The organism is Nitrosomonas sp. TNE100, assembly GCF_055387135.1.
In genome coordinates this window covers 2,083,681-2,097,812 of record NZ_AP040997.1, presented here as the reverse complement: position 1 = coordinate 2,097,812, position 14,132 = coordinate 2,083,681, and the positions used below count along the sequence as shown (strand labels likewise).

At 45.8% G+C, this 14,132-nt stretch carries 13 protein-coding genes and 3 pseudogenes; 10 read left to right on the top strand and 6 right to left on the bottom strand.

All coding sequences use genetic code 11. From position 1 onward, the window contains the following. Positions 1-56 precede the first annotated feature (56 nt). Positions 57-1,274 (bottom strand): polysaccharide export protein, encoded by a 1,218-nt coding sequence (locus ACZ5EJ_RS10020; RefSeq protein ID WP_011635138.1) that lies wholly within the window; start codon positions 1,272-1,274, stop codon positions 57-59. Positions 1,275-1,326: 52 nt separating this feature from the next. After that, the gene (locus tag ACZ5EJ_RS10015; RefSeq protein WP_256201564.1) at positions 1,327-1,752 is read right to left on the bottom strand and encodes a low molecular weight protein-tyrosine-phosphatase; all 426 of its coding nucleotides are present in this window, start codon (positions 1,750-1,752) and stop codon (positions 1,327-1,329) included. Between the two features lie 203 nt (positions 1,753-1,955). Here ACZ5EJ_RS10015 and ACZ5EJ_RS10010 point away from each other — a divergent pair, with 203 nt between their 5' ends. The 6 genes from ACZ5EJ_RS10010 to ACZ5EJ_RS09985 all read left to right on the top strand — a co-directional run bounded on the left by ACZ5EJ_RS10010 (position 1,956) and on the right by ACZ5EJ_RS09985 (position 9,005). Next, the gene (locus ACZ5EJ_RS10010; RefSeq protein WP_074455910.1) at positions 1,956-3,197 is read left to right on the top strand and encodes an oligosaccharide flippase family protein; all 1,242 of its coding nucleotides are present in this window, start codon (positions 1,956-1,958) and stop codon (positions 3,195-3,197) included. 15 nt (positions 3,198-3,212) lie between these two features. Next, positions 3,213-4,244, top strand: a complete 1,032-nt coding sequence (locus ACZ5EJ_RS10005) for an ATP-grasp domain-containing protein (RefSeq protein ID WP_074455909.1) — start codon at positions 3,213-3,215, stop codon at positions 4,242-4,244. Beyond that, on the top strand, positions 4,244-5,335 hold the full coding sequence (locus ACZ5EJ_RS10000) for a glycosyltransferase (protein ID WP_074455908.1): 1,092 nt from the start codon (positions 4,244-4,246) through the stop codon (positions 5,333-5,335). Before ACZ5EJ_RS10005 ends, ACZ5EJ_RS10000 begins: the two co-directional genes overlap by 1 nt. Positions 5,336-5,552: 217 nt before the next feature. Next, positions 5,553-6,716, top strand: a complete 1,164-nt coding sequence (locus ACZ5EJ_RS09995; protein WP_464557021.1) for a hypothetical protein — start codon at positions 5,553-5,555, stop codon at positions 6,714-6,716. Beyond that, positions 6,713-7,843 carry a glycosyltransferase family 4 protein gene (locus ACZ5EJ_RS09990; RefSeq protein WP_464557020.1) on the top strand — a complete coding sequence of 377 codons (1,131 nt, stop codon included), beginning with the start codon at positions 6,713-6,715 and terminating at the stop codon, positions 7,841-7,843. The genes ACZ5EJ_RS09995 and ACZ5EJ_RS09990 overlap by 4 nt, the downstream gene beginning before the upstream one ends. A 43-nt stretch (positions 7,844-7,886) precedes the next feature. Further along, positions 7,887-9,005, top strand: a complete 1,119-nt coding sequence (locus ACZ5EJ_RS09985) for a glycosyltransferase family 4 protein (protein WP_464557019.1) — start codon at positions 7,887-7,889, stop codon at positions 9,003-9,005. A gap of 5 nt (positions 9,006-9,010) precedes the next feature. Here ACZ5EJ_RS09985 and ACZ5EJ_RS09980 read toward each other — a convergent pair. From ACZ5EJ_RS09980 to lpxK, 4 genes and pseudogenes are all read right to left on the bottom strand, one after another. Further along, positions 9,011-9,169, bottom strand: a pseudogene (locus tag ACZ5EJ_RS09980) (IS5/IS1182 family transposase); the annotation flags it as partial. Positions 9,170-9,178: 9 nt separating this feature from the next. Further along, positions 9,179-9,309, bottom strand: a pseudogene (locus ACZ5EJ_RS09975) (transposase); the annotation flags it as partial. Between the two features lie 216 nt (positions 9,310-9,525). Further along, on the bottom strand, positions 9,526-9,708 hold the full coding sequence (locus ACZ5EJ_RS09970; protein ID WP_240142258.1) for a Trm112 family protein: 183 nt from the start codon (positions 9,706-9,708) through the stop codon (positions 9,526-9,528). A 24-nt stretch (positions 9,709-9,732) separates the two neighbouring features. Next, positions 9,733-10,716: pseudogene (lpxK, locus tag ACZ5EJ_RS09965) on the bottom strand (tetraacyldisaccharide 4'-kinase); the annotation flags it as partial. A 185-nt stretch (positions 10,717-10,901) separates the two neighbouring features. Here lpxK and ACZ5EJ_RS09960 point away from each other — a divergent pair. From ACZ5EJ_RS09960 to ACZ5EJ_RS09945, 4 genes are read left to right on the top strand one after another with little or no spacing between them, the layout of a single operon-like run. Further along, on the top strand, positions 10,902-11,153 hold the full coding sequence (locus tag ACZ5EJ_RS09960) for an acyl carrier protein (RefSeq protein ID WP_464557018.1): 252 nt from the start codon (positions 10,902-10,904) through the stop codon (positions 11,151-11,153). Positions 11,154-11,159: 6 nt separating this feature from the next. Next, a complete protein-coding gene (locus tag ACZ5EJ_RS09955) occupies positions 11,160-12,014 on the top strand; it encodes a hydrolase 2, exosortase A system-associated (RefSeq protein WP_464557016.1) in 855 nt (284 codons plus the stop codon). Beyond that, complete coding sequence (locus ACZ5EJ_RS09950; RefSeq protein WP_464557015.1) at positions 12,011-12,883, top strand: hydrolase 1, exosortase A system-associated; 873 nt, start codon at positions 12,011-12,013, stop codon at positions 12,881-12,883. Before ACZ5EJ_RS09955 ends, ACZ5EJ_RS09950 begins: the two co-directional genes overlap by 4 nt. After that, positions 12,877-14,121, top strand: a complete 1,245-nt coding sequence (locus tag ACZ5EJ_RS09945; protein ID WP_464557014.1) for a glycosyltransferase — start codon at positions 12,877-12,879, stop codon at positions 14,119-14,121. Before ACZ5EJ_RS09950 ends, ACZ5EJ_RS09945 begins: the two co-directional genes overlap by 7 nt. Positions 14,122-14,132 lie beyond the last annotated feature (11 nt).

The following is a 14,132-nucleotide window of genomic DNA, read 5'->3' as shown; positions in this document are numbered from 1 at the left end:
CATGTATTCGGGTATGACTATCCTGTCGCAGTAATGTGTGGCATATATCCACGTAACTAGTGTCTCAGAAAGGGTTGAATTCTCAGCGAGCCATCAAATGAATTCAGCAAATTAATTGTCGGCTGAATTTGTCCGATGATCTGGTTCCAGCGTATCCCCTCGGCGCGATCAACATAGATGACATCACGTGGTTGTAGCGGAAAGCGATCTGCAAGCAGTAATGCATCAGGTGATTTGGCGTCCAGATGGTAGATCTCCGGCTTGCCCAGCCCGCCACGGAAAACAAAAATTCTGGCTGGGTCTGAAGTAGTTTGATCAAAGCCACCTGCTTCACTTAATGCTTCAGTAAGTGTCATACGTGCTTTATTCATTACCAAACTGCGCGATCGCCCGGTAGCTCCCCCTGCGACAAAGTAATTGGTTTCACCCAGTACGAAAACCTTGTTTAACGCACTATCCGGTACATTCAATACATCTCCATGCTGGAGTAACACATTCTGCGTAATATCGCCGCCTTCATAGAGGCTGAGCAGATTGATACTGTAGGTTTTGTCATTCCGAGTCAGGATGATATTACGTAAATCTGCTTCCTGGCTTGCTCCTCCTGCATTGTTAATCGCTTCCAGGACAGTCAGAGGTATATCTTTCACCAGTTGAACGCCAGGGTTGGCCACCTCGCCTACCACATAAACCCGCTGGCTGCGGTAGGCGGCTACCCGTACATCAAGCTGAACGAACTCGATGTACTTTGATAGCTTCCTGGTCAGTTCTTCGCGGATTTCCTCTACTGTTCTTCCAGCCGCCTGTACGACACCCACGTAGGGATAAAAGAATGTACCATCTTCGCCAACAACATTTCCTGCAGATTCGGCAGAACGAAATTCGCCCGCCGGGATAGTAAGTTCAGGATGATCCCAGACGGTAATATTGAGAATGTCCCGTGGCCCTACACGGTATTGTGTATAGGGTTCATCTTCTATAGGAATACCTTTGATCGTTTTGGCGCCGATACGGTAATCAAAATAATGGTTGGCAACGTTATCAGGAGCGAGGCTGAAGTTTTTATAATTTTTTTCTAACTTAATGATCAGCTCGGCATCAATTGTCTGAATATTGAGTTTCTTTAAAATGGCTTCGTCATTTTCCCGGGTAGGCATTTCTGTGCTGGACTGCCGGGAAAACGGACTCATGTGCTGTCCGGGAATAATGGAGCAGGCAGCAAGTTCGAATAATACCAAGAGAACAAGGGATGCTCTTGTACGCTGTAAATTCATAATTGAATGAAGCTGATGGTTTTCTGTCAAGAAATATTTCTCTGGCAGATTTTTACAATTTTGTTACCCATTGATCCACAGCCTGCTCAATGAGCATTATTGAATGTATGAATACTGATTTATCTTTCTGGTAGGGGTCATCAATATCAATTTTTTTCCATTCGCCCAAGCGAAACACTTTTCCTTTTGCGCTGGGTGTGCGTGTTTCGATTGCTGTTTTCTGCCATGTTTCCATTACCAGGATGAGATCAGCTTTGTGAATCATGCTGTCAGCAAGCTGTCGGGCGCGGTGAGCAGAAATATCCATGCCTTTTTGTGCCATTAACTGACAAGCTATGGGATCTGCTTCATGACCTGTCAATGCTCCCAATCCAGCAGAGCTGACTGAATGATCTGTTTTTCCTGCCAAGGGCAGTGCATGCTGCAGAATTCCCTCTGCCATGGGGCTTCTGCATATATTTCCTGTGCAAACAATCAATATATCGCGGAACAAGGCTGATTTCTGTATTAAATAAGGGGATGAATTTTGTCTAGTTTCTGCTTTTGATCATCCAATACGTGCATTATAGTGTTTAAAATATAAAACAGATATGATGCAGTGCTAAAACAAAAGGGATGTAACAAGTATATTTGGTATTGTACCGAGCTGATAATTCACTGAACTGATCCCGATCTATTTCTTTGGCTGCTACCTCCAGAAAAAAAAATGATTTTCGCAGAGTACTGAGTAATCTGTTATCGCTTGCGGCGGTGCGGGGTCTGGATTATCTGGTGCCATTGATTACCCTGCCATATTTGGTTCGTGTGTTGGGGATAGAAGGTTTCGGCCTGATCAATTATGCCTTGTCTTTCGCTTTGTATTTTTCAGCAGTGATGCAGTATGGATTCTCGATAACAGCGGTTAGAAAAATTGCACAAAATCGTGATAATCCTGAAGAGATTTCTAGTATTTATAGCGAGACTATCACCGCCATCCTGTTGCTCGTTGTAGCAAGCGCACTGATCTATTTTCCGATAGTGCTACTCATAAATGATTTTCATCAGCACTTTTTGCTATACGCATTCTCATTCTGCTTTGTTTCTGCACAAGCATTATTTCCTCTCTGGTTCTTCCAGGGGGTAGAGCAAATGCGACAAAGTGCCATTATCAGCATTACATCAAAGTTCTTGATGTTGGCTGGTATTTTTATATTTATCAGAGACGAGTCAGATTACTACCGGGTTCCGATGTTATATGCAGTAGCCATGGTGGGGTGTGCAGTCTTTTCTGTGCTCTGGATTGAGAGTCGATACAAGATTACATATAAAGTACCCTCACTAATAAAAGTAAAAAATGCATATAGAGAGGGAGCAAATATTTTTGTCACCCAGCTGACACCAAATTTGTATAACAATTCTGCTTTTTTTCTACTGGGGATTTTTGAAGGACCAATAGCGGTAGGATTTTTTAGTGCAGCAGCAAAAATAATCGATGTATTCAATTCCGCAGGAATCATAATTTCCAGCGCATTCTTTCCATATTTAGCAAGAAACAGGAGTGTAATACCAAAGTTTCATAAGTTAATGTTGATAGCGGGCGTTCTTCTGTTCGTACTTTGCTTTATTTGTTCTGATTTTCTTGTGGCGATTTTGTTTTCTGATAAGGGGATCGGGGTTGCTTATTACGTCAAGTTGATGAGCTGCGGGATTCTTGCCTATTTCATGATCCTTTCATTTCACAATAATGGCTTGGTGCTAGCGGGAAAAGATAAATACGTTCGTCTGATTGCCACATGGACGTCTGGTCTGTTCTTCTTATTAGGGCTGGGTATCGTTCCGACCTTTGGTATTTATGGTGCAGTGATCATGCTGGTGGGTGCGCGGGTGATAATGGCAACGTGGGGATTCTTTTTTTATAGAAAATATACTGCAAACATTCTTTAGATTTGGAAATTTACTATGAAAAAGATAGCCATACATAACCGCCCTGGGAGCTTTAGTGATCGTTGGATGGTGTATTGTCGGCAAAAGAATATTCCATACAAAACAGTTGATTGTCATTCGTCCGATATTATTGAAGAACTGGCTGATTGTTCATTCCTGATGTGGAACTGGAGCCAAACCTATGCTGAAGACATGTTGATTGCACCAGGGCTAATAAAAGCTGCGGAATCGATGGGAGTTCAGGTTTTTCCGAGCTTTGAAACCTGCTGGCATTTTGATGATAAGGTGACGCAGAAATACCTGTTGGAAGCTTTAGGTGTTCCTATGGTTAAGAGTTATGTTTTTCTCGACCGGGCCAAGGCGCTGGAATGGGCCAGGAAAACAGAATATCCGAAAGTTTTCAAGCTGAGAAGTGGAGCTGGAAGTACCAATGTTATTCTGGTAAACGATATTAATAAGGCAGAAAATCTTATTAACAAGGCTTTTTCAATCGGTTTCTCACCGGTTTCGCGTTGGAATGCTTTGAGTGAGCGTTGGTGGCAGTTTAGAAGAGATAAAACTCTTATTTCTTTCTTCAATATCTCCAGGGGAGTCTTTCGTGCGTTGATTAAGAATCCCATCCTTAAACGTCTGCCAATTCAAAAGAATTATGCCTATTTTCAAGATTTTATTCCAGATAACGATTCCGATATTCGTGTGATAGTTATAGGAGAAAGAGCTTTTGGCATCAAAAGGATGGTGCGCACAGGGGATTTTAGAGCATCCGGAAGTGGAGAAATCCTGTATGACCCAGAAATGATCCCAGAAGAATGTATCAGGTTGACATTTGATCTTGCAAAAAAAACCGAGTCGCAGTCCCTTGCTCTGGATTTTGTTTTTCTTGAAAGCAAGCCACTGGTTGTAGAGATGAGCTATGCATTCGCATCTCACGGTTATCTACCATGTCCTGGCTATTGGAAAAACGACATGACGTGGGTAGGGGGAAGTTTCTATCTGGAAGATTTCATGATTGATGATTTGATCATGTCTTCAGTAGAGAGGAACTAATGCATATTGCCATATATCTCCCGTCTCTGCGTGGTGGTGGTGCTGAACGGGCTATGGTTACACTGGCCAATGGTTTTGCTGATAAAGGGCTGAAGGTGGATCTTGTGCTGGCCTGTGCTGAGGGTCCTTATCTTGCTGAAGTTTCACCCAGAGTGCGTGTAGTAGACTTGCAATCCAATCGGGTACTGACTAGCCTGCCTGCTCTGGTGCGATACCTGCGCCGGGAGCGACCCCAGGCAATGTTATCTGCCCTTAACCATGCGAATGTGATTGCTGTTGTGGCGCGGATGCTGGCTGGGATACCTGTCCGTTTGGTAGTAAGTGAACGTAACAACATTTCATTATCTGGCAGCTCCTTAAAGAATTTGCGCTCGCGCGTAGTATTTCACATGATGCGGTGGGCCTATCGCAGAGCAGATGGTGTGACGGCAGTCTCCGGAGGCGTGGCGGATGATCTGGCAAAAGCCATCAACTTGCCACGTGATCGGATATCTGTGGTTTTCAACCCCGTGGTAACACCAGAGTTGCTCAAAAAATCCAGGATGCCATTGGATCATCCGTGGTTGGGAGAGGGCAAACCACCTGTTATTCTGGGTGTGGGGAGGCTCACACCGCAAAAAGATTTTGCTACCTTGATTCGTGCTTTTGCCCAGGTACACGCTGCGCACGACTGTCGCCTTGTGATCCTGGGAGAAGGTGAGTTACGGGTGGAGCTGGAGATGCTGGCAACATCTCTTGGGATACGGGATAGTATCCAGTTTCCAGGTTTTGCTGAAAATCCCTTTGCATGGATGAGTCGTGTACGGTTGTTTGTGTTGTCTTCCAGGTGGGAGGGGCTGCCGAATGTGCTGATTCAGGCAATGGCTTGTGGTGCTGCAGTAGTGAGTACTGACTGCCCGAGTGGGCCGGATGAAATCCTGGAAGGAGGGAAATGGGGAAAGCTGGTACCGGTGGGGGATGTGAACGCATTGGCGAAAGCGATATCAGAAAATCTGCAAACGCCCGGCATGGTTAATAGTGCGGAACGTGCAATGTTCTTTAATGTTGGGAATGCGGTTAATGCCTATTTAAGGTTGTTGATGCCAGGATAGTCTTGTAGAGGTTACGTTAATTAGATCGAAAAGAAAGTCAGTCGCAATAATTTTTTACTATTGAATGATTGTTATAACAAGTGTTGCAGGTATTCTGATTTTTTTTGTTTCGCTGGCACTGGCCGTTGTGTGTACACAGAGAAAGGAATACCCTCCCCTGATATCCTGGTCGTTATTGGCAACAGGACTGGTATATGGGTTGGGGTGGGTCACTGTCGTGCATGCTGCCATATCCGGAGCTGATTTTCTTGGGGCAGAAAGGATAGCCCATGATAAAGGCTCTTGGGTACTCTATAACCTATCTGTTTTATTTGCGATTTTTGGCATATTTCTGGGGTGGAGCGTGCCAATTACTTCTTTGGTCACCGGAATAGCGTCGCGTATTTTCTTTCTCAGCTACAGGGAGCTGGTGTTTATAGCGTGGTTTATGCTTATTGCTGCTTTTGTGTTGAGATATCTGTATGTCAGTGCTTTTGGAGGTTTTTTTTCTTATCTTGAATATTCCAGGGCTATCAGGTCGGGAATTTTTGAGATAAATAATCCTTGGAGTTTTTTGCAGCCTTTCGGTCATCTAGCACTTTTTTCATCCTATATTTTTTGGGCTGCAAGAAGAGATGGTAATAAGACACTTTTTAATTTCTTGGGATTTTGGCTGGCATTTCTATTTTCGGTTTATATACTGTATTCGTGGTCTGGCAGAGCTGGTTTCGTTGTGTATTTGTGTGTGTTTTTGCTGGCTTTTATTTATCTTAAGCGTTTTTCAGCCAGAATAGTTGTAATTGGTGGAGCGGTTGGCAGCCTAGCTGCTTTATATCTGTTGTATATCATCAGTAATATCTTTGAAATAAAGGGAGCTGATAATTTTTCGTACTATGTGGTGAAAGAAATTTCTTTCCCTTTTGTAGGTTTTTTTTCTCAGTTGGAACAAGGAGATTATTTATATCGGGGTTTTACCGATTTACTATACTCACCATTATATCTGCTTCCCTCTTCTTGGACTACAGGTTTGATGGAAGGTGTGGAACAGATAAATACCTTGGTTATTTCAGGTGCAAAGAAAGGAGATTACGGTGTAACCGGGACAATTCCCGTTGATTTAATAACACTGGGGCTTATGCAGGCACATGTTTTTGGAGTTTTTATAACGAGCGTAGTATTTGGTGGATTTATAAAATTATTGCAGGCTTTTTTTGATGCCATAAAATCTGATTCGTTGTGCTGTATTTTTTTGGCCTATGCTGCTATAAAAATCGGCTTTATTTCTATTTTTTATGCAAATCCATCTAATTTTATTGCCTCTGTTTTTCCTGTTTTGTTGTTAATGTTATCGATATTGTTCTACAAGAGTTTAATGCTGATATTAAGGCTAGGTATTAGATGAGCCATATCTTTCACGTTATCTCCGGCCTCAACGATGGCGGTGCCGAGGCTGTCCTGTACCGTTTATGTACCAATGATAACACTGAGAAGCACCATGTCATTTCCTTGATGGATGAAGGTAAATATGGGCCTTTACTGCGCAAAGCTGGAGTGTCAGTGTCTTGTTTGTATATGCCGCGTGGCCGAGTTACGCCTGGTGGGCTGTGGCGACTATGGCAGTTGCTGCGTCAGGCCCGCCCACAAGTGGTGCAAACGTGGATGTACCATGCCGATCTAATCGGTGGTGTGGTTGCCCGTCTGGCCGGAATAAGGCAGGTGTGCTGGGGTATTCACCATTCTACTTTGGATGTTGAAAAATCCAGGCGTTCTACCATCCGGGTGGCTGGATTGTGTGCCCGCATTAGCTCCTGGGTGCCATCAGTTATCGTCTGTTGCGCGCAGGAGGCACTGGAAGTACATCGTGATCTAGGCTATGCGGCAAACAAGTTGCAGGTGATTCCCAATGGTTACGATCTGGTTCGTTTCAATATTGATGCGGTTTCTCGTACGCAACTGCGTGTAGAGTTGGATACAGAGAATCGCTGGCTGATTGGTATGGTAGGGCGGTTTGATCCACTGAAAGATCATAAAAACCTACTGGATGCATTGGCAACAATTAAATACCGAGAGGTAGATTTTTGTTGTGTACTGGTGGGGCGTGGATTGGACCAGAACAATACGCAACTGACTGCTTGGTTGTCGGAACTGGACCTAACTGAAAAAGTGAAACTGCTGGGGCAACGCGTGGATATACCTGATGTAATGAACGCGCTAGATGTGCATGTTCTTTCCAGTTCCAGTGAAGCGTTTCCCAATGTAGTAGCGGAAGCCATGGCCTGCGGCACACCCGCAGTGGTGACGGATGTTGGGGATGCAGCGGTAATAGTTGGTGAGACTGGCTGGGTCGTGCCGCCAAAAGATCCGGAAGCACTAGCTGATGCCTTGTTGCAGGCGCATATAGCCATGCAGGATGAGGTTGCCTGGCAGGCGCGCTGTGCTGCTGCCCGGCAGCAGGTAGAAGCTCATTTTAGTCTGGAGCGCATGGTCGAGAGCTACCACCTCACGTGGAAGAATGTGGTTCTGGAATGAAAATTTTACCGGTATCAGGTATAGCGCAGGAAATACAATCGCATTGAACAAAAAAATCATTATTACACTCAATACTGCGTGGAATCTGGTGAATTTCCGTGCTGGTCTCATTCGTGCCATGGTTGCTGCGGGGTATGAGGTGGTGGCAGTTGCACCACCGGATAATTATGCACCACGTCTGGCAGAATTGGGTTGTCGTTATGTACCTTTGTCGATGGATAATAAGGGTACGCATCCTGGGCGGGATTTGTTGCTGTTCTGGCGTTTTCTGCGGCTAATGCACAAGGAAAGGCCAGCTGCTTATCTGGGGTATACGGTCAAGCCGAACATTTATGGTTCGCTGGCTGCGCACTTGTCGGCTGTTCCGGTCATCAACAATATCGCCGGTCTGGGGTCGGTATTCATCCGGGAGGGCTGGTTGACCCGACTGGTACGGGGATTATATCGTCTGGCGTTATCGCGTTCGGTAAAGATATTTTTCCAAAACGATGAGGACAGGGCGCTGTTTGTTTCAGGAAAATTGGTATCTGATGCGATTACTGATCGTCTACCAGGTTCTGGGATCGATCTCGACCACTTTGTACCCATATCCTTACCCAATAAAAAAACCTTACGTTTTCTGTTGATTGCGCGCATGCTGTGGGACAAGGGCGTAGGAGAGTTTGTTGAGGCAGCACGCGTACTGAAGGGACAGGGATTGAATGCGGAATTTTGTCTGGTGGGCTTTCTGGATGTACAGAATCCGGCTGCTATTTCCCGTTCGCAGATGGATGAGTGGATGGAGGAAGGTGTCATCCGTTATTTGGGGGCGAGTGATAACGTGGCGGAAGAAATTGCGCTGGCTGATTGTGTTGTCCTGCCCTCCTACCGTGAGGGTGTTCCACGCACCTTGCTGGAAGCGGCTGCAATGGCGCGACCGCTTGTGACAACAGATTCTGTTGGTTGCCGTGATGTCGTGGATGATGGCATCAATGGTTATTTATGCCAGCCGCGAGATGCAGCGGATCTTGCTAATAAAATCTCTAAAATAGTTGCTTTATCTCATGCTGAGCGTACAGCCATGGGGTTGCGGGGCAGAAAAAAAATGGAACAGGAATTTGATGAGCGGATTGTGATTGACAAATATCTGTTAGCGATTAAGAAAGTATTGCGCGAGAGATAGTGTAATCAGAAGATATTTACCCAAAGAGCAATACATCTGATTTGCACAGCTGCGAGAAAAAAAGAAGTATTTTTAGCATATTTTGTGGCAATCCCATGCCACCTTTTGAGATGAAGGAAAGCTTTTTCGACGAGATACCTCAGTTCATACAGCGCTTTATCATAAGAACCCATTCAAAGTCTTTTTGGCAGGATTGCCAGAAATGCCAAGTGAATGAACTGTAAGCTGGTATTGGGTAATTGCTCACAGTTTTTCCGCAGTCGCCGGTTTTCCCCCCCAGCCACGCGAAGCTACGTTCCACAATCTAGTGCCTGGGCATAACTTTACAGCCCCCATCTTTAGATGGGGACTTCCACCTTAAATATATTGATTTATGCGTATTTAGCTTGGTGCGGATATAGGCGACTAAAGTCGTCTGCATCCAAGCTGCGCCAACCAGCCTGCTTTGAGCAAGTGGTAGTTTAGTTTCTGTTGTCGGGAAAATAGCAGGAGTAGGTTCCGTCCGCGGAAAGTCTGTCGTCTACTTGATTTCTTCTTCATCAGGCAGTCTTCTTGCTTCGTCCTCCAGCATAACGGGAATGCCGTCCCGAATGGGATAAGCTAACCGATCCGCCTTGCAGATTAGCTCCAGTCGATCTTTTTTGTAGATAAGAGGGCCTTTGCATAGTGGACAAGCTAAAATGTCCAGAAGTTTTGGATCCATGAATTTTTCTCTCAGCTTCTTAAGTATGATTGTGCGTAACCCGAGGTCAACACGATATTCCTGTTGTAAAACCCAGATGCGCTCGTCGTGCAGATTAAAGCATTTTACTGCATCTTCTTCCGGTATCAGAATGATTTCAGCTTCATCAAACGGAAAATCCTCTGCAACAAAATGATGATCTTCAGAAAAGATGTAAGGGGTGACCGTCAATCTTAGAAATTTGAGGTTATCCAGAAAATTTTGTATATCCGGATCACAGGTAACCGCATGAATACGTTTGTTTGCAAGCTCTGCTGCACTGGCCGTTAATTCAGGCCGTGACAGGTTGAAAAAATGCTCTTTCAGCGGTGTGATATAAAACGTTCGGATTTCTTCCCCGATATCTGGAATTTGTCTTTGATGGCCTGCCTGCACGACGACATTCGAATGCTTTAAGCGAGCAAAGCTGTCTCGCAGTGGCCCGGCAGGCATGATCAGACCATTCCCGGAATTGATAACACTGGTATCAACAATAACGACCTCAAAGTCACGCTGCAGACGAAGATCCTGCAGGCCATCATTACATATTAGTACGTTACATTCCTTATGTGTTTCCAGCAGCGCTTTTGCCACTTCGATCCGATCATGGCCGATCCATACAGGGCAGGTTTCACGCAAATAATAGGCGAGTAACAGTGATTTCTTACCAGCGAGCTGCAGAGGACTATCAATGGTCACGCTCATTGGCGAGTGATAGTTATCGGTGTAGCCGTGGCCAATGATCCCAGGCCGTAATCCACTTGCTCTCAGCATATTGACTATCTGGATGATGAGTGGTGTTTTAACCGGGCTTGTGGCAGTGATGCTGTCAACAATAATCACCGGCACAGGAAGGTGAACCGAGGTTAATATCGCACGCCGATATAGATGGCGCCGGATAGACTGAAACAGGACAAATAGCAAGCTGACTGGCCACAAAAGGAGATGTAGCGGAGTGATACGTTGCCAATACAGTTCTGACCAGTTCATGATGTGGTTGGTATGATTAGGCTTTGAGAATCGTTTGTCATCAACTGTAACACCATCCGATTCAGCGGCTCAATATTAAATAAATAGTTTTACAGCAGGGCTGTGGGAGCGATCAATCCGGCATATTTTAAGAAACTGACTTAAAATGCCGCTGATATCGAGTAATGGTCTTTTGTGGAGTAATTATGCAGCATCTTGAAGCAGTCAGAAATATTTTGGGTGATGTATTGAATCTTGGGGAAAGAAAACACGCGCTGACAGCTGATTCTGTGCTGCTCGGTAATATCCCCGAGCTGGATTCGATGGCAGTAGTCAACGTGATTACTGCACTGGAAGAGTACTTTGATTTTTCGGTGGATGACGATGAAATCAGTGCGCAGACTTTTGAAACGCTCGGTAGCTTGGCACTTTTTGTTGAGCATAAATTGTCGCACTGAATTTGCATGAATAATCAACCGGCCGAACCTTTCTTTCTGGATGCTTCGCCAGGAAAACGTTTCTGCCTTTACCATCCGCCCGGCAAGGGGGTGCCATTAAGCCAGGCTTTTATCTATATCCATCCGTTTGCTGAGGAAATGAATAAATCCCGGCGCATGGTTGCTTTACAAGCCAAGGTGTTTGCAGCAATGGGGTTTGGTGTACTGCAGATCGACTTGTATGGCTGTGGGGACAGTGAAGGAGATTTTGGGGATGCAACATGGGAAATCTGGAAGGGTGATATTGCACACGCCAGGCTATGGTTGATGCAGCAAGGATTTGCATCGATTCATTTCTGGGGACTGCGATTGGGAGCTTTGCTAGCATTGGATTATGCAAAAAATGAAGAAGCGGAAGATGACCCAGTGAAATTTGTGCTCTGGCAGCCTGTTGGCAATGGCAAATCATTTCTGACTCAGTTCTTGCGCTTGAAACTGGTGAGTAAACTTATGTCGGATGATACGGATAAGGCTACAAATGTTCAGGATTTTCGTGAAAAACTGGGAGTGGGTGAAGCACTTGAAATAGCGGGCTATACCCTCTCATCTGCTATGGCTGCTGCTATCGATGCATTGAAATTAGGGCAATTGGTTGTCAAAAATAGTGAAGTATATTGGTTTGAAATTACGCCTGATACCGGGCGCGGGCTTTCTCCAGCGAGTACTTCGATCGTGGAGACATGGAGTCAGTCCGGTATCTGTCCAAAAGTGCTGCTCATGCCTGGGTTGCCGTTCTGGGCAACCCAGGAAATCAGTGAGTGCCCTGAGCTGCTGGCAGCGACTACCAAGGCGGTTGAATCATCTTTCGGGGTCCAGCCATGAGCTTTCAAGAGCGCGCACTGCGCTTCCGTTGTGAGCATGAATGGTTGTATGGGATTATGAGTGTGCCGCAACAACCGGTGGCGCGTGGTGTGCTAATCGTTGTCGGCGGGCCGCAATATCGTGTCGGTAGCCATCGACAGTTTGTATTACTTGCGCGCTATTTGGCAAAGCGTGGTATTTCCGTTATGCGATTTGATTGCCGGGGGATGGGTGATAGTGACGGTGATATCAGGACGTTCGAGCATGTTGGTGAGGACTTGCGTAGTGCTACTGATTTTTTCTTCAGCGAGTGCCCTTTTCTGGAGGATGTCGTGATTTGGGGGTTGTGTGACGCAGCCTCGGCTGCTTTGTTCTATGCGTATCAGGATCGGCGAGTGAGCGGATTGGTGTTATTGAATCCATGGGTCAGAACAGAGCAGGGTATCGCCAAGGCGTATCTGAAGCACTATTATCTGCAGCGTCTGTTTGAACCGGAGTTCTGGAAAAAACTGCTTGGTGGAAAATTCAATCCGCTGGCTTCCATCCGGTCTTTATATGCATTTGGCAGGAATAGTTTGCAAGGTGGTAAAAAATCGGCTGCTTCAGAAGATAGTGCCGGTGCATCATGTGACCTGACAGCCCCTTTGCCGGAGCGTATGCTGGACGGCCTGAAACGTTTCCAAGGAAAAATACTGATTATTACCAGTGGAAATGATCTGACAGCACGTGAATTTCTGGATCTGGCTGATTCATCGGCGGATTGGCAGGAAGCTATGAAAACAAGGCAAACAGAAGTTTTCCATATAGACAGTGCTAATCATACTTTCTCCACTCGCGAATGGCGTGATCAAGTAGCAGAACAAACTGGAAATCGCGTATTGTCATGGTAAAGCGGGTATTGATGATTGCTTACCACTTTCCACCTTTGCACGGCAGTAGCGGTATGCAGCGCACATTGCGTTTTGCACGATACTTGCCGGACCATGGCTGGGAGCCGATTGTTCTGACTCCTTCACCGCGAGCTTACCAGCAAACTGATTCTGGTCAGCTGGCGGACATTCCGCAGGAGGTACGTGTCTATCGCGCCTTTGCGCTGGATACGGCAAGACATTTGACTCTGAAAGGGCGATATCCACGGCTGCTGGCCCTGCCGGATCGCTGGATAAGCTGGTGGCTGGGTGCGGTACCTACAGGGTGGTATCTGATCAAAAAATATAAGCCGGATGTGATCTGGTCAACTTATCCCATTGCAACAGCGCATTTGATAGGGCTAACCTTACATCGTTTGACAGGCATCCCCTGGGTGGCTGATTTCAGGGACCCGATGGTACAGCCGGATTATCCACCCGATCCGTTAACCTATCGTGCTTATGAACGGGTGGAAAATAAAACGATCGCGCAGTGCGCCAGCGCAGTTTTTACGACACCTGGTACATTGAGGGATTATCAAACACGGTTTTCGCATGTCCCGGCATCTCGATTTCATTTGATAGAAAATGGGTATGATGAATCCAGTTTTGCTGCTATCACACGTTCTGTGAATCAGCTTACCAAAGCTGGCGGGATTACTCTGCTACACAGTGGAGTTATTTATCCATCGGAGCGTGACCCAACTTGTTTATTTGAAGCTTTAGCTACTTTGCTGAAGCAACATGTAATTGGTGCTGAAAGTTTGCACATTATTCTGCGTGCTTCACACCACGAAGCGTATCTGCAATCCCTGATTGATCATTTTGAAATCGGAGCTGTCGTTTCGCTCGCACCTCCCATTTCCTACAATGATGCGCTTGCTGAAATGCTGACGGTTGATGGGCTGCTGATTTTACAAGCAGCGAATTGCAATAATCAAATTCCTGCCAAGCTATACGAATACCTGCGTGCACAACGACCCATTCTGGCATTGACCGATCTGGTGGGCGATACGGCAGAAAAGCTTCGCAGTATGGGGGTCGACACGATTGCACCGCTGGATTCGAAGGAAGCTATTATGACCGGATTGCGGCGATTTCTTGCGTTATTGAGAGAAGATAAGGCACCGATTGCACCAATGGATAAAATATTGTCCAATTCGAGAGAGGCCAGGACTAAAGAGCTGGCCAGACTACTGGGTGCTGCTTGTAAAGGGTGATCATTTAATTT

Excerpts from the sequence above, each read along its gene's own strand:
- ACZ5EJ_RS09960 (WP_464557018.1), top strand. The coding sequence starts at position 10,902 with ATGCAGCATCTTGAAGCAGTCAGAAATATTTTGGGTGATGTATTGAAT.
- ACZ5EJ_RS09945 (WP_464557014.1), top strand. The coding sequence starts at position 12,877 with ATGGTAAAGCGGGTATTGATGATTGCTTACCACTTTCCACCTTTGCAC.
- ACZ5EJ_RS10005 (WP_074455909.1), top strand. The coding sequence starts at position 3,213 with ATGAAAAAGATAGCCATACATAACCGCCCTGGGAGCTTTAGTGATCGT.
- ACZ5EJ_RS09990 (WP_464557020.1), top strand. The coding sequence starts at position 6,713 with ATGAGCCATATCTTTCACGTTATCTCCGGCCTCAACGATGGCGGTGCC.
- ACZ5EJ_RS10020 (WP_011635138.1), bottom strand. The coding sequence starts at position 1,274 with ATGAATTTACAGCGTACAAGAGCATCCCTTGTTCTCTTGGTATTATTC.
- ACZ5EJ_RS09950 (WP_464557015.1), top strand. The coding sequence starts at position 12,011 with ATGAGCTTTCAAGAGCGCGCACTGCGCTTCCGTTGTGAGCATGAATGG.
- ACZ5EJ_RS09955 (WP_464557016.1), top strand. The coding sequence starts at position 11,160 with ATGAATAATCAACCGGCCGAACCTTTCTTTCTGGATGCTTCGCCAGGA.
- ACZ5EJ_RS10000 (WP_074455908.1), top strand. The coding sequence starts at position 4,244 with ATGCATATTGCCATATATCTCCCGTCTCTGCGTGGTGGTGGTGCTGAA.
- ACZ5EJ_RS09970 (WP_240142258.1), bottom strand. The coding sequence starts at position 9,708 with ATGGATCCAAAACTTCTGGACATTTTAGCTTGTCCACTATGCAAAGGC.